Raw genomic sequence first — 20,639 nt, 5'->3', positions numbered from 1 at the left:
CTCAGGTCCGGCCGCGGAAGCGCTCGGCGGCCTGCCGCACGACCTCGGCAAGCAGGCGCTCGCGCGAATAGTTCTCGCGCAGCCAGCGGGCGTCGTTGGCGCCCATCTCGGCGGACATGCGCAGCGTGTCGATCGAGCCGCCGGCGCCCAGCTCCAGCGCGTGCGGCATGATGCGCGCCAGCGTCTGCTGGATGTGCTCGCGCAGCGGCATGTGCTCGCCCGTCGACGGTTCCACGTACACCGCCTCCAGCCCGAAGCGGCAGGCCTGGAAGCGGTTGTAGGTGTAGACCATGTAGTCGTCTTCCTCCGGCACGAAGGGCTGCTCCTTCAGGAACCAGGCGGCCAGCGACTGCACGAAACCGGACAAGGCGGCGGCGCGCTCCACCGTCAGCGGCGTGTCGAACACGCGGATCTCGATGGTTCCGAATTCGGGCTTCGGCCGGATGTCCCAGTAGAAGTCCTTCATGCTCTTGACCACGCCCGTGCGCGTGCTCTTGGCGAACCACTTCGCGAACTCGTCCCAGCTGAGGGTGAAAGGCGCGCGCCCGCTCATGGGGAAGGCAAACACCGAATTCAGCCGCGCCGAATCGAACTGCGTGTCCTGCCCCTGCACGTAGGGCGAGCTGGCCGACAGCGCGATGAAGTGCGGGATGTAGCGCGACATGCGGTGCAGCATCAGCAGCGCCGCATCCGCGTCCGGGCAGCCGATGTGCACGTGCTGGCCGAAGATGGTGAACTGCTTGGACAGGTAGCCGTACAGCTCGGACAGCTGGCGGAAGCGCGGGCGGTCGTAGATGCGCTGCTCGTGCCACTGCTGGTAAGGGTGCGTGCCGCCGCCGACGCAGGCGATGTTCAGCTTGTCGGCGCAGCGCACCAGCGCCGCGCGGATCTCCGACAGCTGCCCCAGCACCTCGCTGGCCGAATGGCAGATGCCGGTGGAGACCTCGATCATGCTGGAGGTCATCTCCGGCACCACCGAGCCTGGCAACGGGATCTTGCGCATCAGCCGCAGCATTTCGTCCGAGTACGGCGCGAGGTCGTAGTCGTGCGTGTTCACGAGCTGCAGTTCCAGCTCCACGCCCAGCGACAGTGCGGCCGACTGGTGGAAGGGTTCCAGCTCCGGCGGCGGTTCCGGCGGCACCGAGGCTTGCAGAAGGGGTTCGACGCGCTTATCCACGGGCTTCTCCCGCCATGAGTTGCGTGTCCTGCGGACCCCAGGGCTTGAGGCTTTCGCCGGCGCGGTAGATGGCGAAGGTGGCGATCATCGCGCCCAGGATCTCCATCAGCAGGATCGCCGGCAGCGCGATGCTGGCCACGCGTGGGCCCAGCGTCATCGAGGCCGTCACGAACTGCGAGACCAGCAGCAGCGCCACCGAGGACATCGGCGACATCGCGCAGCCGGTCCACAGGGCCTGCTTCCAGCTGGTGCCGCTGCCCCAGTTGGCGAGGGAGATGCCGCAGATCTTGGCGATGCCGCGCGCCAGCACCAATGCCGCGACCAGGCCCGCGACCGCGGGATTCCAGTCGGCCTTGGCCGCGACCACCGACACCAGCACGAACATCAGCATGGTCAGCAGGGAGGCCGCGGTGCCCAGCTGCCGCGGCCAGGCCCAGGGGCGCGGATGCAGCTGTTTCAGCAGCAGGCCGGCCAGCAGCGCGGCCAGCGGCGCCGAGCCGCCGAAGTGCGCGGCCAGCGCGGTGCCGGCGGCGATCAGCGCGATGAAGAGGATGGACGTGTTCTCGCTGGTCGGGCTCATCACCCGCAACGCCGAACGCAGGAACAGCGCGAGGATCGCGCCGACCACGATGGAGATGCCCAGCACCACGCCCACGGGATACAGCGAACGCTGCAGCTCGCCTTCCTGGCCCTTGTGCAGCATGCCGACCATCGCGGCCACCATGGTCAGCGCATAGAAGGTGCTCAGCGTCGACAGCACCATCGCGCGCTCGGTCACCGGCCCCGCGGCGCGGGTGTCGATGATCACGCGGCTCAACACCGCGGGCGAAGCCGCCATCGCAATCAGGGCGACGGCCTGCGCGACGCTCTGCCGCACGTCGAGGTAGCGCAGCACGTAGTACACGGCGATCGCCGTGAGCACCGATTCGAGCACGCTTTGCAGCAGCACCATCGGGTTGTGGCGGAACCAGCGCAGCGGGATGCGCCCGCCCGCTTCGAACAGCACCACCGACACGCCCAGTTCCAGCAGGAACAGGGCCACGCCCTGCAGCGGCCAGACCGCGCCGGAGAAGCCGGCCAGGCCGGCCAGCGTGCCGATGATCGAATAGCCCACCACCTTGGGCAGGCCCGTATAGCGTTGCAGCAGGTGGCCGGCCGCAGCCGCGAGGGCCAGCAGCAGCGACCATTGCACCGTGGGCAGGCCGGCCGAGGGCTTGAGCCACTCGGCCCAGATGGCCATCACTTCATCCATGGGTTCAATCTTTCAATGCAGCACGCGGTGGCTGCCGTCGTCCAGCACGAAGAGCGGGACCTCGACATCGAAGCGCTCGCCGTCCTCGGCCACGCAGAAGTAACTGCCCTGCATGGTGCCGCTGGGTGTGCGCAGGCGGCAGCCGCTGGTGTATTCGAAGGATTCGCCGGGCTTCAGCAAGGGCTGCTGGCCGATAACGCCGAGGCCTTTCACCTCCTCGACCTGCCCCAGCTCGTTGGTGATGAGCCAGTGCCGTGCAATCAGTTGGGCGGGCACCTCGCCGGTATTGGTGACCGTGATGGTGTAGGCGAAGCTGTACAGCCCTTGCGCCGGCGCAGATTGCTCCGGCAGGTATTGGGGCTGGACTTCGACGCGGAACGCATACTTGTCCATGGGTCAATGCTAAACCGAACGGCGGCCCGGCTCTTGCTAGGAGACAATCGGGGCATGAGCCAGCGTCCCACCTATCGCATCGCCCCGTCCATCCTGTCCGCCGATTTCGCCCGCCTGGGCGAAGAGGTCCGCAACGTGATCGCAGCGGGTGCGGACTGGATCCACTTCGACGTGATGGACAACCACTACGTGCCGAACCTCACCTTCGGCCCGATGGTGTGCGGCGCGCTGAAGCCGCATGCGAAGACGCCCGATGGCCAGGCCGTGCCGATCGACGTGCACCTGATGGTGCAGCCGGTCGATGCGCTGGCGCAGGCGTTCGCGGAGGCCGGGGCCGACTACATCAGCTTCCACCCGGACGCGTCGGCGCACGTGCACCGCAGCGTGCAGGCGATCAAGTCCAAGGGCGTGAAGGCCGGCCTCACCTTCAACCCGGCGCAGCCGCTCGACGTTCTGGATTGGGTGATCGAGGACATCGACCTGATCCTGATCATGAGCGTCAACCCGGGCTTCGGCGGCCAGAGCTTCATCGACTCGGCGCTGCGCAAGATCGAGCAGGCCCGCAAGCGCATCGACGCGAGCGGCCGCGACATCCGCCTCGAAGTGGATGGCGGCATCAAGGGCGACAACATCGCGCGCGTCGCGGCCGCGGGCGCGGACACCTTCGTGGCCGGCAGCGCGATCTTCGGCAAGCCCGATTACAAGGCCGTCATCGACGGCATGCGCGCTGCATTGAAATAAGGCCGGCAGTTCATTTCTGCCTCTGGTAAGCCGAGTCCAGCACCGGCCCTTTGTCGGTGTCCTTGCTGCCACTCTCCACGTCCTTGCGCGCGATGTCGCCCACGCGGTGGTTCGCTTCGGTTTCCGAGGCCTGGCTGTCGGCTGACTCGTCGTGCTCGTTCGGCGTGCGGGCCTTCGGCGCCTGCGTCTCGCCCTGAGCGCTGACGGTGTCGCCGCGCGCGGGTTGCGCGCCGTCCTTCTGTCTGTCTTCCTGTCTCATGGCGCCCATGGTGCTGCGCAGCCGCGCGGCGCGCGGTAGGACGCCGGCGCAGCGCCGTCCGCCAAGGAGCCGAGCCACTGTCGGACACCTCCTACGAAGCATGGCGGCGGCGCCCCACAAACGCGCCCGCTGAAGGGCTACGGCTTGCGTGGCTGAGGCGCGGTGCAATGCAGGATGAAAGCATCGCCCGCTAGGCGAAGGAGAACCGGATGGAGCTCGCACCCGTGATACCGGAATGGCTGACGTGGCTGGCCGCCGGCGGCGCCGGCGTCCTGGCATTGGCCGCGCTTGCGCGCGGGCTGGACGCCATCTTCGACCTCGCCTGACCCTTTCCTTCGCAAACGCACCCGCGCCCACCGGCGCCCGGATCCGAACCCATCCCGGAGAGATAACCCATGGCCTCGTCCCGCACGGACGGCTCGCGCAAAACCAAGGCTGGCGATGCCGTCGCCAGCCGCCAAAAGCAGCTGGAAGCCTCCTCGCAGGGCCCCGAGAACCTGCTCACGACCAACCAGGGCGTCGTCCTGCCCGACAACCACAATTCCCTCAAGGCGGGGCTGCGCGGCCCCAGCCTGCTGGAAGACTTCATCCTGCGGGAGAAGATCACCCACTTCGACCACGAGCGCATCCCCGAGCGGGTGGTGCACGCGCGTGGCGCGGCCGCGCACGGCTACTTCGAGCTGACCCGGCCGCTGGTGGAATACACGAAGGCTGATTTCCTGCAGGAAGTGGGCAGCCGGACGCCGGTGTTCGTGCGCTTCTCCACCGTGGTGGGTTCGCGCGGCAGCGCCGACACCGTGCGCGACGTGCGCGGCTTCGCCGTCAAGTTCTACACGCGCGAAGGCAACTACGACCTGGTGGGCAACAACATCCCGGTGTTCTTCATCCAGGACGCGATGAAGTTCCCGGACCTCGTGCACGCCATCAAGGCGGAGCCGCACAACGAGATGCCGCAGGCAGCCAGTGCGCACGACACCTTCTGGGACTTCGTGTCGCTGATGCCCGAGAGCGCGCACATGCTGATGTGGGTGATGAGCGACCGTGCCCTCCCGCGCAGCTACCGCATGATGGAAGGCTTCGGGGTCCACACCTTCCGCCTCGTCAACGCGCGCGGCGTGTCGCACTTCGTCAAGTTCCACTGGCGGCCCAAGCTGGGGAAGCACGGCCTGGCCTGGGACGAGGCGCAGAAGATCGCCGGCAAGGACCCGGACTTCCACCGCCGCGACCTGTGGGACGCCATCGAGCGCGGTGATTTCCCCGAATGGGAACTGGGCCTGCAGCTGATCGACGAGGACCGCGCGGGTCGCCTGGGCTTCGACCTGCTGGACCCGACCAAGCTGGTGCCGGAGGAAGTGGTGCCCATCACCACCGTCGGCCGGCTGGTGCTCAATCGCAACCCGGACAACTTCTTCGCGGAAACGGAGCAGGTGGCCTTCCACCCCGGGCACGTGGTGCCGGGCATCGACTTCACCGCCGACCCGCTGCTGCAGGGCCGCCTGTTCTCGTACACCGACACGCAGCTGTCGCGCCTGGGTGGCGCCAACTTCCACGAGTTGCCGATCAACCGCGGCGTCTGCCCCTTCCACAACTTCCAGCGCGATGGCATGCACCGCATGCTGATCAACAAGGGACGCGTGGCCTACGAGCCCAACACGCTGGGCAACGGCTCGGAGTTCCGGGTCGACGGCGGCGAGCAGGGTTTCCAGAGCTACCCCGAGGCGCTGGAGTCGCCCAAGATCCGGCGCCGCAGCCCCAGCTTCGACGACCACTTCTCGCAGGCCACGCTGTTCTGGAACAGCCAGAGCGCGGCGGAGAAGGAACACATCATCGCGGGCTACCAGTTCGAGCTGTCCAAGGTGGAAACGCCGGCGATCCGCCAGCGCGTGGTGGACAACCTGGCGCACGTGGACATGCGGCTGGCGCGCAAGGTGGCCGAGCCGCTGGGCATCGCCGTGCCGGACCCCAAGGCGGCGGCGGGCCGTTCGGGCTTCCGCGAGGCGCCCGCCACCAAGGCGCTGGTGGAGTCCGCGCCTTCGCTCAGCATGGAAGGCAACGGCAACACGATCCAGACGCGCAAGGTCGCGATCCTGCTGGCGCCTGGCGCGGAGCTGGGCGCGATGAAGGTGATCCAGCAGGCGCTGCTGGATGCGGGCGCCACGACCAAGGTGGTGGCGGCGCAGCTGGGGCCGGTCTCTTCGTCTTCGGGCCAGCAAGTGCCTGCGGACCACACCTTCCAGAACATGCCCTCGGTGATGTTCGACGCGGTGCTGGTGCCGGGCGGCGCGGCCGCCGCCGAAGCGCTGGCCAAGGACGGCAACGCGGTGCACTTCGTGCTGGAGGCGTACAAGCACTGCAAGGCGCTGTGCCTCATCGGCGAGTCGGTGCAACTGCTGCGGCTGGCCGGCGTGGTCGCCGACGACGTGCCGGCGCCCGCGGGCGTGGTGTTCGGCAGCAACGAACCGACCGCGCGCCTGCAGATGGCGCAGGACTTCATCGCCGCGATCGCCAAGCACCGGCATTGGACGCGCGCGCTCGTCGAGCAGGTGCCCGCGTAGGCGCAGGCGCAACCCGGCGGCAGGAGAGTCCTACAAGGTATTTTCCGCGCCACCTACTGCTTGCCAGCTCTGCCGGCTGCTCAATGGTTGCCAGAAGAAATCATTCAGGAGCTATCCATGGCATCCAGCACCCCTCCCGGCGGCGGCCCGCCGGCCCGCAGCTTCGGCCGCGGCTTCGCCTCGATGGACCCCGAGCGCCAGCGCGAGATCGCCAGCCAGGGCGGACGCGCGGCGCATGAGCGCGGCACCGCCCACGAGTTCACCTCCGAGGAAGCGCGCGAGGCCGGCAGCAAGGGCGGCAAGGCGGCGCACGAGCGCGGCACCGCCCACGAATTCGACTCCGAGGAAGCGCGCGCGGCCGGCCGCAAGGGCGGCGAAGCGTCCGGCGCGCACCGCGGCGCGCAGGCCGCGGCGGCGGCAGCCAGCAGCAGCGCGGGCAGCGATCCGGGCGGCAGCCAGGGCGGCGCGACCGGCGCCTAGCGGCGCGGCGCGCGCCGTTATGCTCGGCGCATGCTGCAAGCCGCGATCATCGACCTCGACGGAACGCTCGTCGACACCCTGGGCGATTTCAGTGCCGCGCTAGCCGGCACCCTGGCCGAGCTCGGCTGGCCCGCGGTTCCCAAGGAAACCATCGAAGGCTTCATCGGCAAGGGCACCGAACACCTGCTGCGCACGACGCTGGCGCACGTCGGCGCGCCAGCGTCGCTGTACGAGCCCGCCTGGGACGCCTACCACCGCATCTATCCCACCATCAACGGTCGGCATTCGCAGGTCTATCCCGGCGTGGCCGAGGGCGTAGCGCAATTGCGCGCGGCCGGCCTGCGGCTGGCATGCCTCACCAACAAGCCGACCGAATTCGCGCGCGAGCTGCTGCGGGCCAAGGGGCTGGCCGGCGCTTTCGAACTGGTGTTCGGCGGTGACGCCTTCGAGCGCAAGAAGCCGGACCCGCTGCCGCTGCTGAAAACCTGCGCCGCGTTGGGCACCTTGCCGGCGCAGACCTTGATGGTGGGCGACTCGAGCAACGACGCCGCGGCGGCGCGCGCCGCCGGTTGCCCCGTGGTCCTGGTGACCTACGGGTACAACCACGGGCGGCCGGTGCGCGAAGTCGACGCGAACGGCTACGTCGACTCGCTGGTGGACGTGCTGAAGGTGCTTTGAATCAAGCCGGCTTGCCGAGCAGGCTGTCCTTCAGCTTCCAGTCCGCCGGCACCGGGCCCAGCCAGATGCGCAGCAGCGCGTTGAAGAACTCCGGCTCCTTGAAGGGCTCGCCCTGGGCCACGCCGCGCACCGCGACGATCGTGCCGGTGCCCGGCACCCAGTCCACCGTGAAGCTCTCGCCGGTGTTCAGGTGCTTGTGGTCGCTGAAGATCTGGCTCATGCGCATGAGGCCGGGGATCAGCCGCGCCATCTGCGCCTTCTCCATGTTGTCCTCGACGCCGCGCACGAACAGCTTGCCCAGCTCGCTGGCGTCGATGTCGCGCAGCATGGTCACCGTGATGCGCTTGGGCCCGGGCGAGGCGTAGATTTCTTCGGGGGTGCCAGCCTTCTTGCCGATGTAGAGGGCGGCCGTGTAGACCTTGAACGGGCCCTTGTAGCGGATGCCCGCTCCATTGAGCTGCAGCTTGCTGCCTCGCACCTCGGTGGCGTCTTCGTACTTCACGCCGGACAGGGTGACTTCGGCCCGCGCCGCCCAGGGCAGCATGCAGCCTGCGAGCAGGGCGCAGGCGAGCAGTCGGTTGAGTCGCATGTGTGTCTCCGTCGTAGGAAATCGAACGGTCGTTCACTTAACCGTTACGGATTGTCACGCGTGGTCCCGCCGAGTACCAGAGGGTTTTTGCGGTCCTGTTGTGTCTTTCCTGCGATTGACGGCCGCCGGCGAATGCGTTTGCTACACTGTCCGTTCGTATGTTCATCCACCGCACGACGATCACAGGTTGCAGCGACCGGGGGGCCTGGCCCTGGCGCAAGCCTGTTCAAGTGCGCACCTGATCGCACGGGACAGCCCGTGCCCCCGCGTCCCGGCCTTCGCCGCGACATCACCGGATCCCGCGGCCGCTGAAAGCGTCTAGGCCGCCGAGCTTGTGGAGGCTCACCCTTGATCACCGAACTCGAATTCAAGAGCCTTGCGTTGCAAGGCTACAACCGCATTCCCCTCATTGCCGAGGCCTTCGCGGACCTCGAAACCCCGCTCTCGCTTTACCTGAAGCTGGCGCACGCCCGTGGCGGCGGCAAGCTCAGCTTCCTGCTGGAGTCCGTCGTCGGCGGCGAGCGCTTCGGGCGCTACAGCTTCATCGGCCTGCCGGCGCGCACCTTCCTGCGCGCGAGCGGTTTCGGCGCCGAGGCCAAGACCGAGGTCGTCACCGACGGCCAGGTCGTCGAGACGGCCGCCGGCAATCCGCTGGATTTCATCGAGGCCTACCAGAAGCGCTTCAAGGTAGCCCTGCGGCCGGGGCTGCCGCGCTTCTGCGGTGGCCTGGCCGGCTACTTCGGCTACGACACGGTGCGCTACATCGAGAAGAAGCTCGAAGCGAGCTGCCCGCAGGACACGCTGCATTGCCCGGACATCCTGCTGCTGCAATGCGAGGAGCTGGCGGTCATCGACAACCTCTCGGGCAAGCTGTACCTGATCGTCTATGCCGACCCTGGCAAGGCGGAGGCGTACAGCAACGGCAAGAAGCGCCTGCGCGAACTGAAGGAGCAGCTGAAGTACTCGGTGAGCGCCCCGGTGGTGAAGCAGACCGAAAGCTTCCCGGCCGAACGCGAATTCGCGAAGGCCGACTACCTGAAGGCCGTGGACCGGGCCAAGGAGCTGATCGCCGCCGGCGACTTCATGCAGGTGCAGGTGGGCCAGCGCATCAAGAAGCGCTACACCGAGTCGCCGCTGTCGCTGTACCGGGCGCTGCGTTCGCTGAACCCCAGCCCCTACATGTACTACTACAACCTCACCGGCACGCTGGCCAGCGGCGGCGGCGACTTCCATGTGGTGGGAGCCTCGCCGGAGATCCTGGTGCGGCACGAGTACACGGACGCCGGCGAGAAGGTGACCATCCGGCCGCTGGCCGGCACGCGCCCGCGCGGTGCGACGCCTGAGGTCGACGAGGCTGTGCAGAAGGAGCTGGTGGCCGACCAGAAGGAGCGGGCCGAGCACGTGATGCTGATCGACCTGGCGCGCAACGACATCGGCCGCATCGCCAAGACCGGCACGGTGAAGGTGACCGAGGCGTTCGCGGTGGAGCGTTACAGCCACGTGATGCACATCGTGAGCAACGTCGAAGGCATCCTCAAGGACGGCATGAGCAACATGGACGTCCTGCGCGCCACCTTCCCGGCCGGCACGCTGACCGGCGCGCCGAAGGTGCACGCGATGGAACTGATCGACCAGCTGGAACCGAACAAGCGCGGTCTGTACGGCGGCGCCTGCGGCTACCTCAGCTACGCGGGCGACATGGACGTGGCGATCGCGATCCGGACCGGCATCATCAAGGATTCCACCCTTTATGTGCAGGCGGCTGCAGGCGTGGTGGCCGACTCCGTTCCAGAGATGGAGTGGAAGGAAACCGAAGCCAAGGCGCGGGCCTTGCTGCGCGCGTCCGAGTTGGTCGAGGAGGGGTTGGAATGAAGACCGACATCCAACTTCCGGACGCAAAGGGCGCAAAGGGCGAAAAGGTTACGCAAAGGACGCAAAAGGAACAGCCTGAAATGGAGGGGGACTGTTCCCACGACATCATCGGGGCGGCGGTCGAGGTGCAGAGAGTGCTCGGAGTCGGACTCCTGGAGAGTGCTTACGCGGCGGCGTTCGCCATCGAGCTTACGGAGCGCGGACTCCGGTGCGCCAGAGAGTTGCCAATTTCGGGCCACTACAAAGGTCGCGACATCGGCGTCTTGTACCGTGCTGACTTTCTTGTCGAAGATTCAGTGCTCGTCGAGCTCAAGGCCTTGGACGGAGTGTTGGACGTACACCGAGCGCAATTGCTGTCCTACCTCCGGCTTTCGGGACACAAGATCGGGCTCCTGATCAACTTTCATTCGTTCCCTGTCGTCAAGGGAATCCACAGGGTCGTCAACAAGCTATGAAGTCCTCACTGATTCCCTTTTGCGTTCTTTGCGTGACCTTTGCGGCTTTTGCGTCCGGAAGTCCGTTTTCCTGTGGGAGCGCCCGATGAAACTCCTGATGGTCGACAACTACGACAGCTTCACCTACAACCTGGTCCAGTACTTCGGGGAACTGGGTGCGGAGGTGGAGGTGTTTCGCAATGATGAAATCACTGTCGAAGGCATCGCCGCGCGCGCGCCCGATCGCCTGGTGATTTCGCCTGGTCCCTGCTCGCCTGCCGAAGCGGGAATATCGGTTGAAGCCATTCGCCACTTCGCCGGCAAGCTCCCTATCCTGGGCGTCTGCCTGGGGCACCAGTCCATCGGCGCCGCGCTCGGTGGCAAGATCATTCGCGCGCAGCAGCTGATGCACGGCAAGGTCAGCGAGATCACCACCACGCGTGAAGGCGTGTTCGCGGGCCTGCCCGAGAAGTTCACGGTCAATCGTTATCACTCGCTGGCCATCGAGCGCGAAAGCTGCCCGCGCGAGCTGAAGGTGACGGCCTGGACCGATGATGGCGAGATCATGGGCGTGCGCCACGCGGAGATCCCGCTCGAAGGCGTGCAGTTCCACCCCGAGTCCATCCTCACCGAGCATGGGCACGCGATGCTGAAGAACTTCCTGGAGCAGAAAAGATGACGAAGCCGGTCGACCTGCGCAGCGATACCGTCACCCAGCCCACCGAGGGCATGCGCGCCGCCATGCTGGCCGCGCCGCTGGGCGACGACGTCTTCGGCGACGATCCCAGCGTCAACGCGCTGCAGGACCAGATCGCCGGACTCCTCGGCTTCGAGGCGGCCCTGTTCGTCCCCACCGGCACGCAAAGCAACCTGTGCGGCGTGCTCGCGCATTGCCAGCGCGGCGAGGAATACATCGTGGGCCAGATGCAGCACTGCTACCGCTGGGAGGGCGGCGGCGCCGCTGTCTTCGGCAGCGTGCAGCCGCAGCCGCTGGACCACCAGCCGGATGGCACGCTGGCGCTCGCGGACATCGAAGCGGCCATCAAGCCGGACGACCCGCACTTCGCGCGCACCCGGCTGCTGGCGCTGGAGAACACGCTGGGCGGCAAGGTGATGCCCATGGCGTACCTCGAGCAGGCGACCGCGCTGGCGCGTTCCAAGGGCCTGTCCACGCACCTCGATGGCGCCCGCCTGTTCAACGCCGCGGTGGCGCAGGCGGCGCAGACGGGCAGCGATGCCCGGGCGGAGGCGCGCCGCATCGCCCGGCATTTCGACAGCGTCTCGGTCTGCTTCAGCAAGGGCCTCGGCGCGCCGGTCGGCTCCGCGCTGTGCGGGTCCAGGGACCTGATCGCCCGCGCCCGCCGCATCCGCAAGATGGCCGGTGGCGCGATGCGGCAATCCGGCCTGCTGGCCGCTGCCGCCAGCTATGCCCTGGACCACCAGATCGACCGGCTGGCGCAGGACCACGCACTGGCGAAGCGGCTGGCCGACGGGCTGGCCGGCATCGAAGGCCTGCAGGTGGAAGCGCCGGAGACCAACATCCTGTTCGTGGATCTCGTCGGTCCCGCGCGCGAGCGTTCGGGCGGGCTGCTGCCGCACCTGCAGCGCAACGGCGTGCTGGCCACGGGCCTGTACCGGCTGCGCTTCGCGACGCACCTCGACGTCGATGCCGCCGGCGTCGATCGCGCGGTGGCGGCGATCCGCTCCTTCTTCAAGGCCTGAGGCATGCCGGATCTGCAACACCTCCTGCTGTTCATCGCTGCCGGCCTGCTGCTGAACCTCACGCCCGGGCCCGACGTGCTGTACATCGTCAGCAACTCGCTGCGGAGCGGCGCGAAAGCGGGTGTGGTCGCGGGGCTCGGGATCACCGCCGGTTGCTTCGTGCACGTGTTCGCCGCGGCGATCGGCGTGAGCGCGCTGCTTGCGGCTTCGTCGGCGGCGTTCAATGTCCTGAAATGGGCGGGCGCGGCTTACCTGTTGTGGGTTGGCGTGAAGTTGCTGGTGAGCCGCGGTTCGCCTGCGAGCTCACCGATGGCCTGCGAGGGCACGCCCAAAACCTTGAAACAGGTTTTCCGCGGCGGCTTCCTCACCAATGTGCTGAACCCCAAGGTCGCGATCTTCTTCCTGGCCTTCGTGCCGCAGTTCATCGCGCCCGTCGTCGAGCACAAGGCGCTGGCCTTCGTCGCGCTGGGCACGCTGTTCAACGTCAACAGCGTCGCCGTCAACAGCGGCTGGGCGCTGGCCGCCGCCTGGATGGCCCGCAGCGGCGCCGTACGGCGCGGCATGCAGTGGCTGGACCGGGCCGCCGGCGCCATGTTCATCGCTTTCGGCCTGCGCCTCGCGCTGGCCGAGAGCCCGTCCCGATAACGCATCCCCGAGGAGACAGCTCATGTCCATCACGCCCCAGGAAGCGCTCCAGCGCACCATCGAGCACCGCGAGATCTTCCACGACGAGATGCTCAAGATCATGCGCCTCATCATGAGCGGCGAACTGTCGCCCGTGATGACCGCGGCCATCATCACCGGCCTGCGCGTGAAGAAGGAAACCATCGGCGAGATCACCGCCGCCGCCACGGTGATGCGCGAGTTCGCCACCAAGGTCAACGTGGTCGACAAGACCCACCTGGTTGACATCGTCGGCACCGGCGGGGACGGTTCGCACACCTTCAACATCTCCACCACCAGCATGTTCGTGGCGGCCGCCGCCGGCGCCAAGGTCAGCAAGCACGGCAACCGCGGCGTCTCCAGCAAGAGCGGCAGTGCCGACGTGGTGGAAGCGCTGGGCGTCGCGCTGAACCTGTCGCCGGAAGCCATCGCCAGGTGCATCGCCGAGGCCGGCATCGGCTTCATGTTCGCGCCCAACCACCACCCGGCCATGAAGAACGTGGCGCCCGTGCGCAAGGAAATGGGCGTGCGCACCATCTTCAACATCCTCGGTCCGCTGACCAACCCGGCCGGTGCGCCCAACATCCTGATGGGCGTGTTCCACGCGGACCTGGTGGGCATCCAGGTGCGCGCGCTGCAGCGCCTCGGCGCCGACCACGCGCTCGTCGTCTACGGCCGCGACGGCATGGACGAAGTGAGCCTGGGCGCGGCCACGATGGTGGGCGAGCTGAGGAACGGCGAGATCACCGAGTACGAGATCCACCCGGAAGACTTCGGCCTGCCGATGGCGAGCAACCGCACCTTCAAGGTGGAGTCGCCGCAGGAGTCGGTGACGCTGATGCGCCAGGTGCTGGACAACCAGGCCGGGCCCGCGCGCGACATCGTGGTGTTCAATGCAGGCGTCGCGCTGTATGCCGCGAACGTCGCCAAGGACATCCCCGAGGGCATCGCGAAGGCGCGTGCTGCGATTGAAACGGGTGCCGCCCGCGCCAAGCTCGAGCAGCTGGTGCGCGTGAGCAAGAGCCTGGCGGGTTGAACCATGGCTGACATCCTGGAAAAGATCGTTGCCGTCAAGCGCGAGGAAGTCGCGGCGGCCAGGAAGAAGAGATCGCTGGAGGCGGTGCGCGAGGACGCTTTCAGCCGCGTGCTGACGCGCGACTTCGCCGGCGCCTTGCGCGCCAAGATCGCGGCGGGCAAGGCCGCCGTGATCGCCGAGGTCAAGAAGGCGAGTCCCAGCAAGGGCGTGATCCGCGAGGACTTCATCCCCGCCGACATCGCGCAGAGCTATGCCGAGCACGGCGCGGCCTGCCTGTCGGTGCTGACGGATCGCCAGTTCTTCCAGGGCGAGCCGGACTTCCTGAAGCAGGCACGCGCGTCCTGCGACCTGCCGGTGCTGCGCAAGGATTTCCTGGTCGACCCCTACCAGGTGTACGAGTCGCGCGTCATGGGCGCGGACTGCATCCTGCTGATTGCCGCCTGCCTCAGCGACGCGCAGATGGCGGAGCTGGAAGCGATCGCCCGCAGCCTCGACATGGCGGTGCTGGTGGAGGTGCACGACGGCGAAGAGCTGCAGCGCGCGCTGAAGCTCAAGACGCCGCTGCTGGGCATCAACAACCGCAACCTGCGCACCTTCGAGGTGAGCCTGGACACCACGCTGGGCCTGCTGCCGCAGGTGCCGGCGGACCGCGTGCTGGTCACCGAGTCGGGCATCCTGGCTCCGGCCGACGTGCAGAAGATGCGCGCCGCCGGCGTCCACGCCTTCCTGGTCGGCGAAGCGTTCATGCGCGCCGACGAGCCGGGCGAGGCGCTGGAAAACCTGTTCGGCGCCTGATGGACCGGCTGACGCACTGGGCGCCCGCGGAGTGGCCGCTCGCGTCCAGCTGGCGCGAGGCGGTCGACGGCTTCCTCGCCAGCGTCGAAGGGCAGCGCCTGGCAGCCTTCCTGCGCGAGCGCATCGAGGCAGGCGCCACCATCTACCCGCCGCATCCGCTGCGTGCGCTGGAGCTGACGCCGCTGGAAGGCGTGCATGCCGTGGTGCTGGGCCAGGACCCGTATCACGGGCATGGCCAGGCGGAGGGGCTGGCGTTTTCCGTGGCGGAAGGCGTGAGGCTGCCGCCTTCGCTGCGGAACATCTTCAAGGAGATGGGCTGCAGCCCGAAAAGCGGCTCGCTGGTGGAATGGGCGCGCCATGGAGTGCTGCTGCTGAACGCCTGCCTCACCGTGGAAGAAGGCCAGCCGGCCAGCCATGCGGAGAAGGGCTGGGAGGCGCTCACGGACCGCCTCGTGCAACTGGTGGCCGCGAGCGCCACGCCCTGCGTCTACCTGCTGTGGGGCGCGCATGCGCAGGCCAAGGCGCTGCTGATCGAGGCGACGGCGCGGCAGCATGGGCGGGACATCCTCATCCTGCAGGCGAATCATCCCTCGCCGCTATCGGCGCGGCGGCTGCCTGTGCCTTTCCTGGGCTGCGGGCATTTCACGCAGGCGCGCGAGTGGCTCGCCGACCGGGGCGTGCAGGGCGTCTTTTAGGCCAGTGCGCGCAACTGCGCCCGCAAGGCGGTGAGCGCGGGCGGGTCGGCCTCGCCGGTGGTGAGCAGCCCGATCCCTTCGAGGCCGGCCTGCGGCAGCACGGGCAGGGCTACGTCGAGCACAGCCACCACGCCCCATTCCACCAGCTGGCCCACCATGCTGCGAGGCAGCAGTGTGACGGCGCCGGTCGTGCGCATGGCCTCCAGCACCACCGGCAGCGCGGTAGTCACCAGCGGATAGACCGGCGGCGGGTTGGCATGGGCCGCCCACAGTTCCTCGTGGTAGTCGCGCACGCCCATGCCGCGCGGCGGCAGGATCCAGGCCTGCATGGCCAGCGCAGCCAGCGGCACCTTGGGCTGGCGGGCGAGCGGATGTTCAGGCGCGGCGATGACCACGGGTTCGTCGCGCAGCAGCAGCTCGAAGCGCCAGTCCGGCGGCAGCGAACGCTGCTTGCGGCACAGCACCGCGTCGAGCCGGCCGGCCGCCAGTTCGGGGATCAGGTGGTCGGTGTTGTGCTCGGACAGTTCGACCCGCAGCCCCGGCTGGGCGGCCACCAGCCGCGGCAGCGCCCGGCACAGCAGGCTGGAAGCGGCCGCGGGGATGCAGCCCAGGCGCAGCAGCGCCTGCGCCCCGGCACGCAGCGCCGCCACGGCCTCGGTGGACGAACGCAAGGCCTGCAGCACGTTGCGCGCGACCGGCACGACCGCCTCGCCGAAGCTCGTCAAGCGCACGCCGCGCGCATGCCGCTCGAACAGCGCCGCGTCGAACAGCTCCTCGAGGTCCACCAGGGCCTGCGTCGCGGCGGGCTGGCTCATGCCGACGACGGCTGCCGCGCGCTGCACGCTGCCGGCATCGGCCAGCGCCACCAGCAGGTGCAGGTGGCGCAGCCGGCCGCGGGCCAGCAGCCGGTTGAACAGGACGGCAGGGTCGGACATATACGCGGTGCTTATGGATTCATCGTAAAGCCGATTGGAAATGCCAATAGCGGCTTCCGATAATCCAGGCGTTTCGTACGAGGACCTGCAAATGAGAATTTCTGGGAAGCGCCGCTCCTTCGCGGCGATCGCGCTGGCCGGCTCGCTGGCCGCCTTCGGCCTGCAAACCGCGGTGGCGCAGGACGGCTACCCGGACAAGCCGGTGAAGCTGATCGTGCCCTTCGCGCCCGGCGGCTCGACCGACATCGTGGCCCGGCTGGTGGCCGACCGCATGCAGAAGGCCCTGGGCCAGCCGGTGGTGGTGGACAACCGCGCGGGCGCCGGCGGCGCGATCGGCGCCGAGGCCGTGGCCCGTGCTGCGCCGGACGGCTACACGATCGGCGTCGGCACCGTGAGCACGCTGGCCGTGAACCCGGTGCTGCTGAAGGCCTCGCGCACCGACCCGATCAAGGACTTCGCGCCGATCACCGCGCTGGCCTCCATTCCGTCGGTGTTCTCGACCAACCCGAGCCTGAACGTCCACGACTTCAAGGAGTTCGTGACGCTGGTGCAGTCCAGGCCGGGCCAGTTCACTTCGGGCTCGCCGGGCGTCGGCTCGATCGGCCACCTGATCATCGAAGCGATGAACGACGAGCTCAAGCTGCAGCTGCGGCACGTCCCCTACCGCGGCATGGGCCTCGTGATCAACGGCGCGCTCGCGGGCGAGACCCAGGTGCTGTCGGACCAGTACCCGTCGTCCGCGCCCTTCATCAAGGCCGGCAAGCTGGTGCCTTTCGCGGTTGCTGCGGACAAGCGCCTGCCGGCGCTGCCCAACGTGCCCACGTTCAAGGAGCTGGGCCACCCGGAGCTGAACGAGCTGGCGATCACCTGGTTCGGCCTGGTCGCGCCCGCGAAGACGCCGGCGCCCATCGTCGCGCGCCTGCAGGCCGCGGCCGTCGAGGCCTTGAAGGACCCGGTGGTGCAGGCCCGCATGAAGGAGCTGGGCGCGGACCCGATCGGCAATTCGCCGGAGCAGTTCGGCAAGATGATCGCCACCACACTGGAGCGCGTGCGCAAGGTGGTCCAGGTCCGCAAGATCGAAGTGGAGTGAACATGGCCCTCAACGAAGCCTTTGCGCGCGACCTCGCCGGCCTGGCGCGCACGCAGCACCCGCAGGTGGTCGACTGGCGCCGCCACATGCACCGCCATGCCGAACTGTCCTTCAAGGAGTTCGACACCGCCGATTTCATCGAAGGCGAACTGCGCAAGATCCCGGGCCTGAGCCTGGAGCGGCCGACGGCGACCAGCATCGTCGCGCGCCTGCAGGGTGCGCAGCCCGGCAAGGTGCTGGCGATCCGCGCCGACATCGACGCCCTGCCGCTGCAGGACGCGAAGACCTGCAACTACGCCTCGCTGCGCCCCGGGGCCATGCATGCCTGCGGCCACGATGGCCACGCGGCGATGCTGCTGGGCGCGGCACGCCTGCTGGCCGGCCTGCGCGAGCAGCTGCCGGGCGAGGTGCGCTTCTTCTTCCAGCACGCCGAGGAGCAGCACCCCGGTGGCGCGCAGCAGATGGTGGATGCGGGCGTCATGGAAGGCGTGGACCAGATCATCGCGGCGCACGTGATGTCCACCGTGGACACCGGCCGCATCGTGGTGCTCGATGGCCCGACCCTGGCCAGTTCCGACCGCTTCGTGCTGCGCGTGCAGGGCAAGGGCGGCCACGCGGCCAACCCGGACCGCTGCATCGACCCGATCTGGATCGGTTCGCAGATCGTCGCCAACCTGCAGGCGATCGTCGCGCGCAACACCGATGCCCACGATGCGCTGATCGTCTCGGTGACGCGCTTCCATGCGGGCACGGCTTTCAACGTGATCCCCGACCATGCGGAGCTTTCGGGTTCGGTGCGCTGCTATTCACCGGCCGTGCGCGACGCGGTGCCGGGGCGCATCGAGCGCATCGCCCGCGGCGTGGCCGACGCGCACGGCGCCACCATCGAGCTGGAATACGTGCGCGGCTACCGGCCGGTGGTCAACGACGCCACCACCGCCGCGGCGCTGCGCGAGGCGGTGCAGGGCGCCTTGCCCGAGATCCCGCTGCACACGATGAACCCGCTGCCCAATAGCGAGGACTTCAGCGCCTTCACGGTGAACACGCCCGGAGCCTATGCGCTGATCGGCGCGCGCAGCGAGGCCAAGGGCATCCGCCACCCGCACCACCACCCGCACTTCGACTTCGACGAAGACGCGCTGGAGCACGGCGTGCGCATGTTCGCTGCCGCGCCTTTCGTGCTGAACCAGCGCTAGCCGCGCTGCAGGCGCAGCCAGCGCGCCAGCCACGGCCGGAAGCCCCGGCCGATGGACACGGCCAGCGACGACGGATGGGGCAGCTCCAGCTGTGTGTCGTCCAGGTAGTCCCGGCCGATGTCCACCGTGCCGCGCTCGCCCAGCGCGGCGAACTGCAGGTCCAGCCACTCCTTGCCCGCGGCGCGGCCGGCGTCGAACAGCCGGCTGATCATCACGCCGTCCGCCGAGGTCTTGCTGGAGGGCGGGTAGGCCTCCAGCGCCGGACCGCCTTCGATGCGGTGCAGCCGCACGCTCTTGCAGCGCTCGTGCGAAATCGCGCCTTCGGCCAGCAGCCGGTTGACGAAATCGATGGCGCGCATCTGCGTCAGCAGGCTGGCGTTGAAGGTCAGCTCGTTGATGCGGTCCAGGATCTCGGCCGAGGTCTTGGGCGTCTTGGACCGCTCGAGCGGGTTGATCTGCACCAGCATGACGTCGGACGAGCGGCACTCGCGGATCAGCGGTGACAGGGCCGGGTTCACGGAATAGCCGCCGTCCCAGTACGGCTCGCCGTCGATCTGCACCGCCTGGAACAGCAAGGGGAGGCAGGCCGAGGCCAGCACGGCACGCGCGTCGAGCCGGCTGCCGCTGAACACAACGGCCTTGCCGGTGGTCACGTGCGTTGCCGAAACGAACACTTTGAGCGTTGCGTGCGCCGCAATTGCCTGGAAGTCGATCTCTTCTTCAAGCATCCCGCGCAGCGGGTTGATGTCCAGTGGATTGGCCTGGTAGGGCGACAGCAGGCCGCGCCAGGCATTGCCGATGAAGGCGCCCGGCGACAGCTCCGGCGGCAGCCCGCCCCAGAGCATGCGGGTGAACTGCTGCTGCAGCGTCCCCAGGCTGCCCATCGCACTGACCCGGTGCCAGATGCCCGCCAGCTTCTCGCGGGCGCCTTCACGCGGGTCGCGGCCGGCGGCTTCGGCCTTGGCCCAGCCGCTGGCCAGCGCCACGGCATTGACGGCGCCGGCACTGGTGCCGCTGATTCCTTCGGGGACGATCCGGCCGTCCTCGAGCAGGGCGTCCAGCACGCCCCAGGTAAAGGCCCCGTGGGAGCCGCCGCCCTGGAGGGCCAGGTTGAGCATTCGCATGGAAGCAGGTTAGCAATGCGCGAGCCAGATTTCGTGACGGATCGCAGCTCGCTGCGCGACCTGGGCCGCGAATGGTGTTATAGTCATGGGCTCGCCGGAGGGGTGCCCGAGTGGCTAAAGGGGGCAGACTGTAAATCTGTTGGCTTACGCCTACGCTGGTTCGAATCCAGCCTCCTCCACCAGCGAAATGTTCCGATTTGATGAGTTGCAAAAGAGCAGGCTTGCCGCTTAGGAGCCGTTGAACTCCCGAATGCGGGAGTAGTTCAATGGTAGAACCTTAGCCTTCCAAGCTAATGACGCGGGTTCGATTCCCGTCTCCCGCTCCACGACTCTTCGAAATTGGACTAGAAAGCTAGGCGACAGGATTTTTGCCCATGTGGCTCAGTGGTAGAGCACTCCCTTGGTAAGGGAGAGGTCGCGGGTCCGATTCCCGCCATGGGCACCACGAATTGGTTGTGATCTTTTTTCGGAGTCGAAAAAATGGCAAAAGGTAAGTTCGAGCGGACCAAGCCGCACGTCAACGTCGGCACGATCGGCCACGTGGACCACGGCAAGACGACCCTGACGGCGGCGATCACGACCGTGCTGTCGACCAAGTTCGGCGGCGAAGCCAAGGCCTACGACCAGATCGACGCGGCGCCCGAAGAAAAGGCCCGCGGCATCACGATCAACACCGCGCACGTCGAGTACGAGACGCAGAACCGTCACTACGCGCACGTGGACTGCCCCGGCCACGCCGACTACGTGAAGAACATGATCACCGGTGCCGCCCAGATGGACGGCGCCATCCTGGTGGTGTCGGCCGCTGACGGCCCGATGCCCCAGACGCGCGAGCACATCCTGCTGGCGCGCCAGGTGGGCGTGCCCTACATCATCGTGTTCATGAACAAGTGCGACATGGTGGACGACGCGGAACTGCTGGAACTGGTCGAAATGGAAGTGCGCGAACTGCT

22 protein-coding genes and 3 tRNA genes are annotated in these 20,639 nt (G+C 67.9%); 18 read left to right on the top strand and 7 right to left on the bottom strand.

Annotated elements, in window-relative coordinates; genetic code table 11:
• Position 1: 1 nt before the first annotated feature.
• The 3 genes from HHL11_RS00125 to apaG are packed head-to-tail and all read right to left on the bottom strand — an operon-like array spanning position 2 to position 2,822.
• Positions 2-1,177 (bottom strand): YbdK family carboxylate-amine ligase, encoded by a 1,176-nt coding sequence (locus HHL11_RS00125; RefSeq protein WP_425355176.1) that lies wholly within the window; start codon positions 1,175-1,177, stop codon positions 2-4.
• Positions 1,170-2,429 (bottom strand): cation:proton antiporter, encoded by a 1,260-nt coding sequence (locus HHL11_RS00120; protein ID WP_169416359.1) that lies wholly within the window; start codon positions 2,427-2,429, stop codon positions 1,170-1,172. The genes HHL11_RS00125 and HHL11_RS00120 overlap by 8 nt, the downstream gene beginning before the upstream one ends.
• Before the next feature lie 12 nt (positions 2,430-2,441).
• Positions 2,442-2,822 (bottom strand): Co2+/Mg2+ efflux protein ApaG, encoded by a 381-nt coding sequence (gene apaG / locus HHL11_RS00115; protein ID WP_169416358.1) that lies wholly within the window; start codon positions 2,820-2,822, stop codon positions 2,442-2,444.
• A gap of 54 nt (positions 2,823-2,876) precedes the next feature.
• Here apaG and rpe point away from each other — a divergent pair, with 54 nt between their 5' ends.
• Positions 2,877-3,563: a ribulose-phosphate 3-epimerase gene (gene rpe / locus HHL11_RS00110; protein WP_169416357.1), complete on the top strand. Its 687-nt coding sequence runs from the start codon at positions 2,877-2,879 to the stop codon at positions 3,561-3,563.
• 10 nt (positions 3,564-3,573) lie between these two features.
• Here rpe and HHL11_RS00105 read toward each other — a convergent pair whose 3' ends face one another.
• Positions 3,574-3,822, bottom strand: coding sequence for a hypothetical protein (locus HHL11_RS00105; protein WP_169416356.1), 249 nt, complete (start codon positions 3,820-3,822; stop codon positions 3,574-3,576).
• Positions 3,823-4,217: 395 nt separating this feature from the next.
• Between HHL11_RS00105 and HHL11_RS00100 the strand changes: the two genes are divergently transcribed.
• The 3 genes from HHL11_RS00100 (at position 4,218) to gph (ending at position 7,535) form a co-directional block, all read left to right on the top strand.
• The gene (locus tag HHL11_RS00100) at positions 4,218-6,377 is read left to right on the top strand and encodes a catalase (protein WP_169416355.1); all 2,160 of its coding nucleotides are present in this window, start codon (positions 4,218-4,220) and stop codon (positions 6,375-6,377) included.
• A 117-nt stretch (positions 6,378-6,494) separates the two neighbouring features.
• Positions 6,495-6,857, top strand: a complete 363-nt coding sequence (locus tag HHL11_RS00095) for a KGG domain-containing protein (protein ID WP_169416354.1) — start codon at positions 6,495-6,497, stop codon at positions 6,855-6,857.
• Positions 6,858-6,887: 30 nt separating this feature from the next.
• A complete protein-coding gene (gph, locus tag HHL11_RS00090; protein ID WP_169416353.1) occupies positions 6,888-7,535 on the top strand; it encodes a phosphoglycolate phosphatase in 648 nt (215 codons plus the stop codon).
• Between the two features lies 1 nt (position 7,536).
• Here gph and HHL11_RS00085 read toward each other — a convergent pair whose 3' ends face one another.
• Positions 7,537-8,124: a chalcone isomerase family protein gene (locus tag HHL11_RS00085; RefSeq protein WP_169416352.1), complete on the bottom strand. Its 588-nt coding sequence runs from the start codon at positions 8,122-8,124 to the stop codon at positions 7,537-7,539.
• Between the two features lie 348 nt (positions 8,125-8,472).
• Here HHL11_RS00085 and trpE point away from each other — a divergent pair, with 348 nt between their 5' ends.
• The 8 genes from trpE (at position 8,473) to HHL11_RS00045 (ending at position 15,341) form a co-directional block, all read left to right on the top strand.
• Positions 8,473-9,996: an anthranilate synthase component I gene (gene trpE, locus HHL11_RS00080; RefSeq protein WP_169416351.1), complete on the top strand. Its 1,524-nt coding sequence runs from the start codon at positions 8,473-8,475 to the stop codon at positions 9,994-9,996.
• Positions 9,993-10,451, top strand: coding sequence for a GxxExxY protein (locus tag HHL11_RS00075; protein WP_205964185.1), 459 nt, complete (start codon positions 9,993-9,995; stop codon positions 10,449-10,451). Before trpE ends, HHL11_RS00075 begins: the two co-directional genes overlap by 4 nt.
• A gap of 85 nt (positions 10,452-10,536) precedes the next feature.
• The gene (locus tag HHL11_RS00070) at positions 10,537-11,109 is read left to right on the top strand and encodes an aminodeoxychorismate/anthranilate synthase component II (protein WP_169416350.1); all 573 of its coding nucleotides are present in this window, start codon (positions 10,537-10,539) and stop codon (positions 11,107-11,109) included.
• On the top strand, positions 11,106-12,152 hold the full coding sequence (gene ltaE, locus HHL11_RS00065; RefSeq protein ID WP_169416349.1) for a low-specificity L-threonine aldolase: 1,047 nt from the start codon (positions 11,106-11,108) through the stop codon (positions 12,150-12,152). Before HHL11_RS00070 ends, ltaE begins: the two co-directional genes overlap by 4 nt.
• A gap of 3 nt (positions 12,153-12,155) precedes the next feature.
• Complete coding sequence (locus HHL11_RS00060; RefSeq protein ID WP_169416348.1) at positions 12,156-12,797, top strand: LysE family translocator; 642 nt, start codon at positions 12,156-12,158, stop codon at positions 12,795-12,797.
• Between the two features lie 22 nt (positions 12,798-12,819).
• Positions 12,820-13,851, top strand: a complete 1,032-nt coding sequence (trpD, locus tag HHL11_RS00055) for an anthranilate phosphoribosyltransferase (protein ID WP_169416347.1) — start codon at positions 12,820-12,822, stop codon at positions 13,849-13,851.
• 3 nt (positions 13,852-13,854) lie between these two features.
• Positions 13,855-14,646 carry an indole-3-glycerol phosphate synthase TrpC gene (gene trpC, locus HHL11_RS00050; protein WP_169416346.1) on the top strand — a complete coding sequence of 264 codons (792 nt, stop codon included), beginning with the start codon at positions 13,855-13,857 and terminating at the stop codon, positions 14,644-14,646.
• Positions 14,646-15,341 (top strand): uracil-DNA glycosylase, encoded by a 696-nt coding sequence (locus tag HHL11_RS00045; protein ID WP_169416345.1) that lies wholly within the window; start codon positions 14,646-14,648, stop codon positions 15,339-15,341. The genes trpC and HHL11_RS00045 overlap by 1 nt, the downstream gene beginning before the upstream one ends.
• Here HHL11_RS00045 and HHL11_RS00040 read toward each other — a convergent pair.
• Positions 15,338-16,276, bottom strand: a complete 939-nt coding sequence (locus HHL11_RS00040) for a LysR family transcriptional regulator (RefSeq protein WP_169416344.1) — start codon at positions 16,274-16,276, stop codon at positions 15,338-15,340. The two genes, HHL11_RS00045 and HHL11_RS00040, sit on opposite strands and share 4 nt — an antisense overlap.
• A 91-nt stretch (positions 16,277-16,367) precedes the next feature.
• Here HHL11_RS00040 and HHL11_RS00035 point away from each other — a divergent pair, with 91 nt between their 5' ends.
• Complete coding sequence (locus HHL11_RS00035; protein WP_169416343.1) at positions 16,368-17,366, top strand: Bug family tripartite tricarboxylate transporter substrate binding protein; 999 nt, start codon at positions 16,368-16,370, stop codon at positions 17,364-17,366.
• 2 nt (positions 17,367-17,368) lie between these two features.
• A complete protein-coding gene (locus HHL11_RS00030; protein WP_169416342.1) occupies positions 17,369-18,562 on the top strand; it encodes an amidohydrolase in 1,194 nt (397 codons plus the stop codon).
• Here the strand turns inward: HHL11_RS00030 and HHL11_RS00025 are convergent.
• Entirely contained in the window at positions 18,559-19,686 is a 1,128-nt protein-coding gene (locus HHL11_RS00025) for a patatin-like phospholipase family protein (protein ID WP_169416341.1), read from the bottom strand. The genes HHL11_RS00030 and HHL11_RS00025 overlap by 4 nt on opposite strands.
• Positions 19,687-19,782: 96 nt before the next feature.
• On the opposite strand from HHL11_RS00025, the gene HHL11_RS00020 reads away from it, so the two are divergent.
• From HHL11_RS00020 to HHL11_RS00005, 4 genes are all read left to right on the top strand, one after another.
• Positions 19,783-19,868, top strand: a tRNA-Tyr gene (locus HHL11_RS00020).
• A 70-nt stretch (positions 19,869-19,938) separates the two neighbouring features.
• Positions 19,939-20,012, top strand: a tRNA-Gly gene (locus HHL11_RS00015).
• Between the two features lie 44 nt (positions 20,013-20,056).
• Positions 20,057-20,131, top strand: a tRNA-Thr gene (locus HHL11_RS00010).
• Positions 20,132-20,166: 35 nt separating this feature from the next.
• Positions 20,167-20,639, top strand: a 473-nt coding sequence (locus HHL11_RS00005; RefSeq protein ID WP_169416340.1) for a GTP-binding protein, incomplete at its 3' end; no start/stop codon positions are given.

Origin of the sequence: Ramlibacter agri (assembly GCF_012927085.1) — a bacterium.
GTDB lineage: Bacteria > Pseudomonadota > Gammaproteobacteria > Burkholderiales > Burkholderiaceae_C > Ramlibacter > Ramlibacter agri.
This window is presented reverse-complemented; position numbering and strand designations above follow the sequence as displayed.